The 12,851-nt window shown below is 73.1% G+C and carries 11 protein-coding genes; 6 read left to right on the top strand and 5 right to left on the bottom strand.

Annotated elements, in window-relative coordinates; translation table 11 throughout:
* Positions 1-51: 51 nt before the first annotated feature.
* A complete protein-coding gene (locus Sru02f_RS02865; RefSeq protein ID WP_003975647.1) occupies positions 52-279 on the top strand; it encodes a hypothetical protein in 228 nt (75 codons plus the stop codon).
* A gap of 87 nt (positions 280-366) precedes the next feature.
* On the opposite strand, the gene Sru02f_RS02870 is transcribed toward Sru02f_RS02865, so the two are convergent.
* The gene (locus tag Sru02f_RS02870; RefSeq protein ID WP_109034752.1) at positions 367-3,849 is read right to left on the bottom strand and encodes a S41 family peptidase; all 3,483 of its coding nucleotides are present in this window, start codon (positions 3,847-3,849) and stop codon (positions 367-369) included.
* Between the two features lie 169 nt (positions 3,850-4,018).
* On the opposite strand from Sru02f_RS02870, the gene Sru02f_RS02875 reads away from it, so the two are divergent.
* From Sru02f_RS02875 to Sru02f_RS02895, 5 genes are all read left to right on the top strand, one after another.
* Entirely contained in the window at positions 4,019-4,618 is a 600-nt protein-coding gene (locus Sru02f_RS02875) for a TetR/AcrR family transcriptional regulator (protein ID WP_109034750.1), read from the top strand.
* Positions 4,619-4,732: 114 nt separating this feature from the next.
* Positions 4,733-6,958 carry an MMPL family transporter gene (locus Sru02f_RS02880; protein WP_109034748.1) on the top strand — a complete coding sequence of 742 codons (2,226 nt, stop codon included), beginning with the start codon at positions 4,733-4,735 and terminating at the stop codon, positions 6,956-6,958.
* Between the two features lie 157 nt (positions 6,959-7,115).
* Positions 7,116-7,649, top strand: coding sequence for a YbaK/EbsC family protein (locus tag Sru02f_RS02885; protein ID WP_109034746.1), 534 nt, complete (start codon positions 7,116-7,118; stop codon positions 7,647-7,649).
* Positions 7,646-8,491 (top strand): DMT family transporter, encoded by an 846-nt coding sequence (locus Sru02f_RS02890; RefSeq protein WP_109034744.1) that lies wholly within the window; start codon positions 7,646-7,648, stop codon positions 8,489-8,491. The genes Sru02f_RS02885 and Sru02f_RS02890 overlap by 4 nt, the downstream gene beginning before the upstream one ends.
* 74 nt (positions 8,492-8,565) lie before the next feature.
* The gene (locus Sru02f_RS02895; RefSeq protein WP_109035016.1) at positions 8,566-8,841 is read left to right on the top strand and encodes a DUF1876 domain-containing protein; all 276 of its coding nucleotides are present in this window, start codon (positions 8,566-8,568) and stop codon (positions 8,839-8,841) included.
* Between the two features lie 20 nt (positions 8,842-8,861).
* Here Sru02f_RS02895 and Sru02f_RS02900 read toward each other — a convergent pair whose 3' ends face one another.
* The 4 genes from Sru02f_RS02900 to Sru02f_RS02915 all read right to left on the bottom strand — a co-directional run bounded on the left by Sru02f_RS02900 (position 8,862) and on the right by Sru02f_RS02915 (position 12,732).
* Entirely contained in the window at positions 8,862-10,070 is a 1,209-nt protein-coding gene (locus tag Sru02f_RS02900) for a serine hydrolase domain-containing protein (RefSeq protein ID WP_167469769.1), read from the bottom strand.
* Positions 10,071-10,158: 88 nt separating this feature from the next.
* Positions 10,159-10,917 (bottom strand): energy-coupling factor ABC transporter ATP-binding protein, encoded by a 759-nt coding sequence (locus Sru02f_RS02905; protein WP_164271198.1) that lies wholly within the window; start codon positions 10,915-10,917, stop codon positions 10,159-10,161.
* A complete protein-coding gene (gene cbiQ, locus Sru02f_RS02910) occupies positions 10,914-11,675 on the bottom strand; it encodes a cobalt ECF transporter T component CbiQ (RefSeq protein ID WP_109034737.1) in 762 nt (253 codons plus the stop codon). The genes Sru02f_RS02905 and cbiQ overlap by 4 nt, the downstream gene beginning before the upstream one ends.
* 1 nt (position 11,676) lies before the next feature.
* Positions 11,677-12,732: an energy-coupling factor ABC transporter permease gene (locus Sru02f_RS02915; RefSeq protein ID WP_109034735.1), complete on the bottom strand. Its 1,056-nt coding sequence runs from the start codon at positions 12,730-12,732 to the stop codon at positions 11,677-11,679.
* Positions 12,733-12,851 lie beyond the last annotated feature (119 nt).

The raw sequence follows: 12,851 nt of genomic DNA on the forward strand, positions 1-12,851 counted from the left end.
CGAGCGCCCGGCCGATCCGGTCGGGCCCGATCACCACAGGAGTGAACCCACATGGGTATGAAGGACCAGTTCCAGGACAAGGCCGAGCGCATGCAGCAGCAGGGCAAGCAGCGGGCCGAGCAGGCGCGGGACCAGTTCCAGAACCGCGACCGCCGTCGCGACGAGGACGAGATCGACCCGTCCTCCCCGGCCTCGCGCCGCCGCGAGTCGGAGCACCAGGACCCGTCCTCGCGCCGTCGTGACGAGGACGAGCGCCTCCAGGACAGCTTCGACGCCTGACGCGCCGCCGCTGAGGTGAGAGGGCGCCCTCCCGGTCGATCCGGGTGGGCGCCCTTTCCCGTGCCACCGGAGGGTTCTGCGGAGCTTCTACTCCCTCGGCGGCAGCGGCGGACGCGACCGGTCCGGTACGGCCTCGTAACCGGGGGGTGTGGCGGGCGGGTCGGTCTCCAGCAGCTCCAACGCCAGCCGCACCGCCTCGTCCAGGACCGGGTAGCGGCCCTCGGCCCAGTCCAGCGGGGTGCGCAGCGCCTCGACGTCGGGGGCGACGCCGTAGTTCTCCACGGACCAGCCGTAGGCGTCGAACCAGGCCGCGTTCATCGGCACCGTGATCACCGAGCCGTCGCCGAGGCGGTGCCGGCCGGTCATGCCGACCACCCCGCCCCAGGTGCGCTGGCCGACCACCGGGCCGAGGCGCAGCAGCTTGAACGCGGCCGTGATCATGTCGCCGTCGGAGGAGGTCGCCTCGTCGGCGACCGCGACGACCGGACCGCGCGGGGCGTTGGAGGTGTACGACACCGGCTGGGCGTCCCGGGTCAGGTCCCAGCCCAGGATGGTCCGGGTCAGTTTCTCGATGACCAGCTCGCTGATGTGCCCGCCCGCGTTGCCGCGCACGTCCACGATGAGCGCGGGCCGGGACACCTCCATGCGCAGGTCGCGGTTGAACTGCGCCCAGCCGGAGCCGCCCATGTCGGGGATGTGCAGGTAGCCGCACCGGCCGCCGCTCAACTCCCGTACGACCTCCCGGCGTTTGGCCACCCAGTCCTGGTAGCGCAGGGGGCGCTCGTCGACGAGCGGCACGACGGCGACCCGGCGGGAGGGCCCCTGGCAGCCCTCGGCGGGCGCGAAGGTCAGCTCCACCGTCGTACCGCCCGCGCCCGCGAGGAGCGGGGACGGGCCGAGGACCGGGTCCACCGGGCGGCCGTCGACGTGGGTCAGCACCGCCCCGTCGCGGATGCCCGTGCCGGCCAGCGGGGAGCGGGCCTTGGAGTCGGAGGAGTCGCCCGGCAGGATCCGCCGGACCAGCCACCGCCCGTCCCGGCAGGCCAGGTTGGCGCCGAGCAGGCCCTGCCAGCGCTGGTAGTGCGCCGGGCCCTCGTTGCGCCGGGCGGCGACCACGTAGGCGTGCGAGGTGCCCAGCTCGCCGAGCACCTCGCGCAGCAGGTCGGCGAACTCGTCGGGGGAGGCGACCCGTTCGAGCAGCGGACGGTACTGGTCCAGGACCGCGTCCCAGTCGATGCCGCACATCCCGGGGTCCCAGAAGTAGGCGCGGATCAGCCGCCCCGCCTCGTCGTAGGCCTGGCGCCACTCGGCGACCGGGTCGACCTCGTGCAGGACGCGGCGCAGGTCGATCCAGGTGGTCGAGTCGCCGTCGCCCACCTCGCTCGCCGGTACGGCCCGCAGCTCGCCCTCGTCGAGCACGACCAGGCGGCTGCCGTCGCCGCTGACCCGGAACCAGTCCAGGTGGTCGACCAGCTCCGACTTCTTCGCCTTGGCCAGGTTGAAGTGCTCCAGCGTGGGCCGCTCGCTCGGGTCCGCCGGGTTGGCGAAGGTCTCGCCGAGGGCGCCCGAGATCGGCCAGCGCAGCCAGACCAGGCCACCGCCGGCGACCGGCTCCAGCGCCGAGTACTTGGAGGCGGTGACCGGGAACGGCGTCACCCGGCTCTCCAGACCCTCGACCTCGACGGTCACCGCGCCGCCCTCGCCGGGCTCGTCCTCCAGCGGGTCCAGGCCGCCGGCCGCGGGTCGGCCCTCGGGGTTGAGGGCGAAGGGGGAGGGCGTCGCGGAGGACAGCGGCACCAGGTAGGGGCGGCAGCCCAGCGGGAAGGACAGGTCGCCGGTGTGCACGTCGTACACCGGGTCGAAGCCGCGCCAGGACAGGAAGGCGAGGTAGCGGCCGTCCCGGGTGAACACCGGGTTCTCGTCCTCGAAGCGGCCGTTGGTGACGTCGACGACGAGGGTGCCCTCCGGGCCGTCGATCCGGGCCATCCTGATCTGCCGCAGGGTGCGTCCGATGCCCGGGTGCGACCAGGTGAGCCAGGCCCCGTCGGGGGAGAAGGCGAGGTCGCGCACGGGGCCGTTGACGGACCGGACCAGCTCGGTGACCTGGCCTCCGGCGGTCGCGGGGGTGCGGGGGGAGCCCGGCGTCACGGTGCCCCCGGCGGCGTCACCGGCGTCGGTGTCGGCGTCGGCGGCGATGTCCCGGGCGCCGGTGCCCTCGACGGGGGCGTCCGGGGCGGTGTCCGCCCGGGCGGCCGTCCCCGCCGCGTCCTCGTCCCCCGCGTCCGGCGGATACCCGGCGTCCATCGCCTCCAGCGCCAGCGTCACCTCCGTGTCGGGCTCCGCGACGTCGAGGATCAGCAGCCGTCCGTCGTGCGAGGCGACGGCGAGCCGGTCGCCCGCCGGGTCCGAGACCAGCTCCAGGACCCGGCCCAGGCGCCCGGAGGCGAGCCGCCGGGCCGCGCGGCCGCCGGTCGCCCGGGGCAGGTAGGAGATCTCGACCGCGTCCTCGCCCTCCGCGTCCGTCACGTACGCGATCCGCCCGCTCTCCCCCAGCATCTCCGGCAGCCGCACCCGTACCCCCGGGGTGTCCGCGATGGTGCGGGCCGGGCCGTCGCGGTGGGTGAGCCAGTACAGGCTGCCGCGCACCACGACGGCGCTCGCGCGGCCGGTCTCGTCCACGGAGATGCCGCCCACGTGCTGGGCCGCGGGCACCTGGTACGTACGCCGCCCCGCGCGCGGCCCGCTGAGCCGTACGTCGAGCCGGCGCGGCGCCGAGCCGGGCGCGAGGTCGTCCACGATCCACAGGTCGCCCGCGCACTGGTACACCACCCGGGTGCCGTCGCTCGAGGCGTTGCGGGCGTAGAACGCGTCGTGGTCGGTGTGGCGGCGCAGGCCGGTGCCGTCGGGCGCGCAGGAGTAGAGGTTGCCCACGCCCTCGTGGTCGGAGAGGAAGGCGATCCGGCCGCCGACGAACATGGGGGCGGAGAGGTGCCCGCCGAGGTCGGGCAGCAGCCGCTCGCCGTGCAGCCAGAGCCGGCCCGTGGCGCCGCCCCGGTAGCGCTTCCAGGCGGCGGGCTCGTGCGGCGGGGTGCCGGTGAGCAGGAGGGTCCGGCGTTCGCCGTCGAGGTCGGCGGCCTGGATGTCGGTGACCGGGCCCCAGGGCAGCTTGCGGCCGGGATCGCCGTCGGGGGTGACCTTGTAGGCCCAGGTGAGGTGCGAGAAGGGCTCGCCGTGCGAGGCCACGGCGAGGACCGCGGTGGTGCCGTCGGGGTCGGGGGGCGACCAGCCGCAGACCCGGGTGTCGAGGCCGCCCCAGTGGGTGAGCTGCCGTCCGGGGCCGCCGTCCACCGGCACGAGGTGGACCTCCGGCACCAGACTGCGCCAGCTGGTGTACGCGATGTGCCGGCCGTCGGGGGAGAAGCGCGGGGGACCGGCCTTGGTGCGGTCGACGGTGAGCCGCCAGGCCCGGCCCGGACCGTCGAGGGAGGCGAGCCAGAGGTCGTCCTCGGCCACGAAGCACAGCTGGTCGCCACTGAGGTGCGGAAGGCGCAGATAACTCACCCGCCCCATGCTTTTCCGGGCGCCGGGTACCGGCAACTTATGCGGTGCCGACAACCGTGACCCAGAACACGAACGAAACCGTTTCGTTTCGCTAGGCGTTGGGGTACATTCGTCATGTACGAAACGGTGTCGTTCCGGTCGAGTGGACCGGTCGGCCGGACGGAGAGGAGTGAGCGAGATGACGGAGACCGCCACCGCGCGCCGCAGCCGGATCACTCCCGAGCGCGAGGCCGAGCTGTACGAGGCCGTGCTCGACCTGCTCCGCGAAGTCGGCTACGACGCCCTCACCATGGACGCCGTGGCCGCCCGCACCCGGTCCAGCAAGGCGACGCTCTACCGCCAGTGGGGCGGCAAGCCGGAGCTGGTCGTCAAGGCCATCCGGCACAACAAGCCCGGCGAGATCGGCGACGTCGACACCGGATCGCTCCGCGGCGACCTGCACGCCCTGATGGCGCGTGAGGACGACTGCACCATGGAACAGAACTCCGCGCTGATGCGGGGCGTCGCCATGGCGCTGCACCAGAACCCGGACCTGCGCCAGGCGTTCCGGGAACAGCTCATCGAACCGGAGATGGCGGAGTTCCAGCGCGTGCTGCAACGCGCCGTCGACCGCGGTGAGATCAGAGCGGACTGTCCGGCGCTGGACTTCCTCGTGCACATGATGGTCGGCGGATTCGCCACCCGCACGCTGCTGGACGACCAGCCGCCGACCCGGGAGTTCCTCGCCTCCTACATCGACGCCGTGATCCTCCCCGCCCTCGGCGTCTCCACCCACTGACATCCCCACGCAACTTCTGAGCCCCATCTGAGCCCCACCTGACGTAACCGCTCACGTCGTCGGGCTGATCACCCCTGCCCTGAAGACCCACGACCTGACCGGGAGTACGCCCCCGTGGCCACGTTCCTCTACAAACTCGGCCGGCTCGCCTTTCGCCGACGGCACTTCGTCGCCCTGATCTGGGTGGCCCTGCTGACGCTCGCCGGCGTCGGCGCCGCCAGCGCCCCGCCCGCCGGCAACTCCTCCTTCTCCATCCCCGGAACGGAGGCCCAAAAGGCCTTCGACCTGCTGGAACAGCGCTTCCCCGGTGCGAGCGCCGACGGGGCGACCGCACGGGTCGTCTTCAAGGCGCCGGCCGGCGAGAAGATGACGGACGCCGGCAACAAGACGACCGTCGACGAACTGGCGGACGGCTCCGAGGTCGCCTCGGTCGCCGACCCCTACACGGGCAACGCCGTCAGCAAGGACGGCACCATCGCCTACGCCTCGGTGAAGTACGACGTCTCCGGCATGGAGCTGGAGGAGTCCACCAAGGACGCCCTGGAGGACGCCGCCCAGCAGGCGCGCGACGCCGGGCTGACCGTCGAGATCGGCGGCGACGCGCTCCAGGCCGTCCCGGAGACCGGCGCCACCGAGGTCATCGGCATCGCGGTCGCCGCCGTCGTCCTGGTCATCACCTTCGGCTCCCTGGTCGCGGCCGGGCTGCCGCTGCTCACCGCCCTGATCGGCGTCGGCATCGGCGTCTCCTCCATCACCGCGCTGGCGAGCGCGCTCGAACTGGGCTCGACCACCTCGATCCTGGCCATGATGATCGGCCTCGCGGTCGGCATCGACTACGCCCTGTTCATCGTCTCCCGCTACCGCGCCGAACTCGCCGAGGGGCGCGAACGCGAGGAGGCCGCCGGACGGGCGGTCGGCACCGCGGGCTCCGCGGTCGTCTTCGCCGGACTCACCGTCGTCATCGCCCTGGTGGGCCTCGCGGTCGTCAACATCCCGATGCTCACCAAGATGGGCATCGCGGCGGCCGGCACCGTCGCCATCGCGGTCCTGATCGCGCTCACGATGATCCCCGCGCTGCTCGGCTACGCCGGTCGCAGGGTCAAGCCCGCCGGGGCGAAGGGCAAGCGGCTGGGCCGGTCCCGCAAGGGCGAGCCGAAGCCGGACCAGCCGGCCGGCCAGCCGAAGGCCAACCTGGGCACCCGCTGGGCGAGCTTCGTCGTCCGCCGCCCGCTCGCCGTCCTCCTCCTGGGCGTCATCGGCCTCGGCGCCGCCGCGGTCCCCGCGGCCTCCCTGGAGCTGGGCCTGCCCGACGACGGCTCCCAGCCGACGTCCACGACCCAGCGCCGCGCCTACGACCTGCTCTCCGAGGGCTTCGGGCCCGGCTTCAACGGTCCCCTGATGGTCGTGGTCGACGCGAAGGGCAGCGACGCGCCCAAGGACGCCTTCACCGACGTCGAGCAGCGGATCAAGGGCCTCGACGGCGTCGTGGCGGTGACCCCGCCCGCCCCCAACAAGGGCGGCGACACCGCGACGATCACCGTGGTCCCGGACTCCAAGCCGTCCTCCGTGCAGACCGAGGACCTGGTGCACGCCATCCGTGACGCGGGCGGCGACATCGAGGCGAAGACCGGCGCCGAGACCCTGGTCACCGGCTCGACGGCGATGAACATCGACGTCAGCCAGAAGCTCAACGACGCGCTGGTGCCGTACCTGGTCCTGGTCGTCGGCCTGGCCTTCCTCCTGCTCATCGTGGTCTTCCGCTCGATCCTGGTCCCGCTGAAGGCGGCCCTCGGCTTCCTGCTCTCCGTCATGGCGGCGCTCGGCGCGGTCGTCGCGGTCTTCCAGTGGGGCTGGCTGTCCGGCCTGATGGGCGTCGAGGAGACCGGACCGGTCATGTCGATGATGCCGATCTTCATGGTCGGCGTGGTCTTCGGCCTGGCGATGGACTACGAGGTCTTCCTGGTCACCCGCATGCGGGAGGCCTACGTCCACGGCGAGAAGCCGAACCAGGCGGTCGTCACCGGCTTCAAGCACGGCGCCCGGGTCGTCACCGCCGCCGCGGTGATCATGATGGCGGTCTTCGCCGGCTTCATCGGCTCCAGCGAGTCCATGGTGAAGATGATCGGCTTCGGACTCGCGATCGCCGTCTTCTTCGACGCGTTCGTCGTCCGCATGGCCATCGTCCCGGCGGTCCTCGCCCTGCTCGGCAAGAAGGCCTGGTGGCTGCCGAAGTGGCTGGACCGCGCGCTGCCCAACGTGGACGTCGAGGGCGAGGGTCTGCGCACGGCCGCCGAGCGCGGCACCGGCCCCGACGAGGACCGGGAGCTGGTGCGCACCTGACCAGCCGCCGCGGCCTCTGACAGGAGGACGGCACAGACCAGCCGGTGAGGGTTCCGTGGGGACGGGGCTGCCCTCACCGGCTTCCTCCGTCCCGGGGTCCCCGTCGGCCCCCTAACCCGGTCGCCTGTGGGCTACACGTACCGCTACGGTGCGGACCATGACGACGACCGACGACGCCTCCGGCTCCGCCGCCGACCCCGCCGACGCCGGTGCCGCCCACCCGCGCTTCGCCGCCGCCCTCGGCGAACTGGGTCTCGGCGACCTGGCCGGACGGGCCCGGCGCTTCCCGGAGGCCACCCGCACCGCCACCGAGGCCGCCGCCGCCATCGGGTGCGAGCTGAGCCAGATCTGCAAGTCGCTCATCTTCGCCGCGGACGGCGTGCCCGTACTGGTCCTCATGGACGGCGCCTCCCGCGTCGACCTGGACCGGGTCCGGGAGGAACTCGGCGCCGAGAAGGTCACCCGGGCCAAGGCCGACGTCGTACGGGAGACCACCGGGTACGCGATCGGCGGGGTGCCGCCCTTCGGGCACCGGACCAGGACCCGGGTGCTGGCCGACCGGTCCCTGCTCGCCCACGACGTCGTCTGGGCCGCCGCCGGGACCCCGTACGCCGTCTTCCCGATGGAGCCCAAGGACCTGGTCGCCACCGCCGGTGCCACCCTCGTGGACGTGCGCGAGCGCTCCGAGTGACGCCGCTGGTCACCGCCGCGGTGCTGCTCGCGGCGGTCACCCATGCCAGCTGGAACGCGATCGCCCACCGGATCACCGACAAGCTGACCGGGTTCGCGCTGATCTCCGGCGGCGGGATGCTGATCGGGCTCGCGCTGCTGCCGTTCACCGCGTTCCCGGCGGCCGGGGCCTGGCCGTACCTCCTGGTCTCCGCCGCCGTCCACATCGCGTACTACGCCCTGCTCATGCGGTCCTTCCGGCTGGGCGACTTCGGCCAGGCCTACCCGATCGCCCGCGGCAGCGCGCCGCTGCTGGTCACCGTCCTCGCCGCCGTCTTCGCCCACGAGGTGCCGGACGGCTGGGCGACCGGGGGCATCCTGGTCTCCTGCGCGGGACTGACCGGCGTCGCCCTGTGGGGGCTGCGCGGCCGCCGGCCGGACTGGGCGGCCATCGGCGCCGCCCTGGCGACCGGCGTGACCATCGCGGCGTACACGGTCGTCGACGGCCTCGGAGTACGCGCCTCCGGGACCTCCCTCGGCTACATCGCCTGGCTGATGGCGGTACAGGGCACGGTCCTGCCGGCGTACTTCCTGTACCGGCACCGCGCCGGGGCCTGGGCCCTGCTACGGCCGCACGCGGGCCTCGGACTGGCCGGCGCGGCACTGTCCGTCACCGCCTACGCGCTGGTCCTGTGGGCGCAGACCCGCGCCGAGCTGGCGCCCATCGCGGCCCTGCGCGAGTCGTCCATCCTGGTCGGCGCCGCGATAGGGGCCCTGTTCTTCAAGGAGCGGTTCGGCGCGCCCCGGATCGCGGCGGCCGGCCTCCTGGTCGTCGGGATCGGGCTGATGCTGCACACCGGATAGCCGCGAGGGCCGGGATGGTGCGTACGGCCGTCGCGAGGCGCACCCTGGAAGAAGGTGTTCCGGAGGTGATCGTCATGATGCACACCACAGTGGGATGGCATGTCGAGCTGGAGTTCACGGAGGACGACCAGCACACGCGGGCGGTCGCGATGGTGCGGCTCCCCGACGGCACCGAGGTCCGCGCGCACGGCCACGCCAGCCGGCACCGGATCGACTCCCAGCAGCCACGGGTCGGTGAGGAGGTCGCGGGCGCCCGGGCGTTGAACGAGCTGGCGATGCAACTGCTCACCAAGGCCCACGACGAGATCGACGCGGCGTCCGGGCGGACCTCGCACCCCATCCACGTCTGAACCGGGGCCGGGGCCCGTCGCTAGGACGGGCCCCGGGCGAGCGACGCACGCACCGCCCGGACCAGCGCCTGCGCCCGCGGGTCCGCCGTCACGGTCTTGCGGAAGCCGTTGGTGACGTAGCCCAGGGCGATGCCGGTCTCCGGGTCGGCGAAGCCCAGGGAGCCGCCGCGGCCCGGGTGGCCGAAGGAGCCGGGGCCCAGGAACGGGGACGCGCTGCCGTGCAGCATGTAGCCGAGGCCGAAGCGGGTGCCCACGACCAGGACCCGGTCGGGACCGGCGGACTCCTCCGCGCGGGCCAGCTCCATGGTCGCCCGGTCGAACAGCCGTACGTCGCGGGTCACGCCGTCGACCTCGCCGATCAGCGCCGCGTAGAAGCGGGCCAGACCGTCGGCCGTCGCGATGCCGTTGGCGGCCGGGAGCGCGGCCGCGCGGTACACCGGGTCGTTCTGGTCGGGGAACGGCGTGATCGCGGCGAAGGCACGGCGGGTGAGCGAGTCCGGGTCCTCGTACGCCGCGGTGACGGCGCGCTTGGGGCGCAGCCGCGGGCCGTTCCCGGGCTCCGACGGATCGGGATCGTCGAGGCGCCCGACGCGCCCGGCCCGGCCGGCCGCCTCCTCCGCCGCGGGCAGCCCCACCCACAGGTCCAGGCCGAGCGGGCGGGCGATCTCGTCCGCGATCCACTGCCCGGCGCCGCGCCCGCCCGTCACCCAGCGGACCAGCTCGTCGAGCAGCCAGCCGTAGGTCAGCGCGTGGTAGCCGTGGTCGGTGCCCGGCTCCCAGACGGGGGCCTGCGCGGCGACGGCGGCAGGGCCCCGCCGCGGGTCCAGGGCATCCTCGGGGGTGAGCGGACGGTCCAGGACCGGCAGCCCGGCCCGGTGGTTGAGCACGTGCCTGACCAGCACCCGCTCCTTGCCGTGCGCCTTGAACTCCGGCCAGTACTCGCCCACCGGCGCGTCCAGGTCCAGCTCCCCGCGCCGGTGCAGCAGCAGCGGTACGGCGGCGGCGACGCCCTTGGTCGCCGAGCGGACCACCTGGGCGGTCCCGCGACGCCACGGCTCGGTGCCGGCCGTGCCGTCGACGTTCCTGGTGCCGCCCCACAGATCGACGACCTTGCGTCCGTCCCGGTAGACGGCGACGGCCGCGCCCCGCTCGCCGAGCGCGGTGAAGTTCTGTGCGAACGCGTCCCTCACCGGCTCGAAGCCCTCGGCCACCGTGCCGTGCACGTTCACGCCCACCTCTGTACGCCCCTTCCGGCCGCCCGTGACAGTGGATGCAACCGCCACCGACCGTCCGCCATTCCTCACCCCGCTCACCCGCTCACCCGCTAGCCCGCACCGACCGCGGGTCGAACCCGAAGGGCAGCTCCAGGCGGTGGGCGCGCATCAGGTCGTCGTCGGACAGCAGGTCCGCGGTCGGACCGTCGGCCGCGATCACACCGTCGCTGAGGACCAGGGCGCGGGGGCACAGCTCCAGGGCGTAGGGCAGGTCGTGGGTGACCATCAGGACCGTGACGTCCAGGGAACGCAGGATGTCGGCGAGTTCGCGGCGGGAGGCCGGGTCGAGGTTGGAGGAGGGCTCGTCCAGGACCAGGATCTCCGGCTCCATGGCGAGCACGGTCGCCACCGCCACCCGGCGCCGCTGGCCGAAGGAGAGGTGGTGCGGCGGCCGGTCCTTGAACTCCGCCATGCCGACCAGCGTGAGCGCCCGGTCCACACAGGCCTCCAGCTCCGCCCCCTTCACCCCGGCCGCCGCCGGTCCGAACGCCACGTCCTCGCGCACGGTCGGCATGAACAGCTGGTCGTCGGGGTCCTGGAAGACGATGCCGACCCGGCGCCTGATCTCCGCCATGTTCCGCTTGTCCACCGGCAGCCCGGCGACCGTGACCGTGCCGGTGCCGCCGGTCAGGATGCCGTTGAGGTGGAGGACGAGCGTCGTCTTGCCCGCGCCGTTGGGACCGAGCAGCGCGACCCGCTCGCCGCGCGCGACGGAGAAGTCGACGCCGAACAGGGCCTGGTGCCCGTCGGGGTAGGCGAAGGCGAGGCCGGAGACGTCGAGGGAGGCCGGGTTGGCTGTCATAGCGTCCATCCCAGCAGACACACGACCAGCGCCGCACACGGGAGGGCCAGCGCGTACGACCACTGCGCCCGGGACGCGGTCACCTCGTCGATCACCGGCATCGAACCGGCGTACCCGCGGCTGACCATGGCCAGGTGGACGCGTTCGCCGCGTTCGTAGGAGCGGATGAACAGCGCCCCCGCCGACTTGGCGAGCACGCCCCAGTGCCGTACGCCCTTCGCCTCGAACCCGCGCGACTCGCGGGCGATCCGCATCCGCCGCATCTCGTCCGCGATCACGTCCCCGTACCGGATCATGAACGACGCGATCTGCACGAGCAGCGGCGGCAGCCTCAGCCGCTGGAGACCGAGGAGGAGTTCCCGCAGCTCGGTCGTGGAGGCGAGGAGTACGGAGGCGGCGACGCCCAGGGTGCCCTTGGCCAGGACGTTCCAGGCGCCCCACAGGCCGTTGACGCTCAGGGACAGGCCGAGCACCTCGACCCGCTCGCCCTCCGCGACGAACGGCATGAGCACCGCGAACGCGACGAACGGCACCTCGATCAGCAGCCGCTTGAGCAGGAAGGCCGCCGGAACCCGGGCCGCGTACGCCACCGTCGCGAGCAGCAGCGCGTACAGGCCGAAGGCCCACATCGCCTCGCGCGGCGTGGACACCACGACGACCACGAAGGCGAAGACCGCGGCGAGCTTGGTGTGCGGCGGCAGCCCGTGCACGGCGGAGTGCCCGTGCCGGTAGAGCTTGTGCGCGTGTCCGGCGCCCACGTCAGACGGTCGTTTCCGTGTTGGTCGGGGTGGCGTCCTCGCTGCGGCGCCTGCGTACCGCCCAGAACACGGCGCTGCCCGCGACGACGGTGACGCCGACGCCGATCACGCCCGCGAGGCCGCCGGAGACCCGGGCGTCGGTGATGTCCTTGACGCCGTAGTCGGCGAGCGGCGAGTCGGCGTTGGCGTGCTCCTTCGCCTTCTCGTCGATGCCCTTGTCGGAGGCGACCTTCTCCAGGCCGTCGGGGTTGGCGGAGGCGTAGAAGCTGACGAAGCCGGCCAGGATCAGGGAGGCGACGAGGCCGGTGATCCACACCTTGCGGTGCGAACGGGCGGCGACGGGGGCGGGGGCCGGTTCGGACCCGGGGGCGTCGACCAGTTCGCCGTTCACCCGCAGCTTGAGCCGCTGCTGGAGCCCGCGCGCCCCGTACACCAGGTCCGGGCGTACGGCGATGACGGCGCCGACGGTCAGCGCGGTGATCGCGGCCTCGCCGATGCCGATCAGCACGTGCACGCCGATCATCGCGGTGGCGACCTTGCCGATGGAGACGTCGGTGGTGCCGCCGATCCAGTACAGGAGCGTGAAGGCGAGCGCGGCGGCCGGGACGGAGACGAGCGCGGCGGCGAAGGAGGCGACGGTGACCGAGCGGCGGGTGCGCGGCAGCACCTTCACCAGGCCCCGGAAGAGGGCGTAGGCGACGACCGTGGTGACGATCGCCATGTCGGTGATGTTCACGCCGAGCGCGGTCAGACCGCCGTCGGCGAAGAGGATGCCCTGCATCAGCAGCACGACGGAGACACACAGCACACCCGTATAGGGCCCGACCAGGATGGCGGCCAGCGCGCCGCCGAGCAGATGCCCGCTGGTCCCGGCCGCGACCGGGAAGTTCAGCATCTGCACGGCGAAGATGAACGCCGCGACCAGCCCCGCGAGGGGCGCCGTCCGCTCGTCCAGCTCACGGCGCGCGCCGCGCAGGCTGACCGCGATGGCGCCCGCGGCGACGACTCCGGTCACGGCGGAGGTCGGGGCGTTGATGAATCCGTCAGGTACATGCACGGTTCGATGATAGAGACCAGTTGCAAGTCGTTCGCAAGAGCGAGGTAAAGGCTGCCGATGGGGCCGATCTCACATGTGGTATCCGGCTCGCAGAGCGTGAGCCGGGAAATATGGGACAT

Origin of the sequence: Streptomyces rubrogriseus (assembly GCF_027947575.1) — a bacterium.
GTDB classification, from domain to species: domain Bacteria; phylum Actinomycetota; class Actinomycetes; order Streptomycetales; family Streptomycetaceae; genus Streptomyces; species Streptomyces rubrogriseus.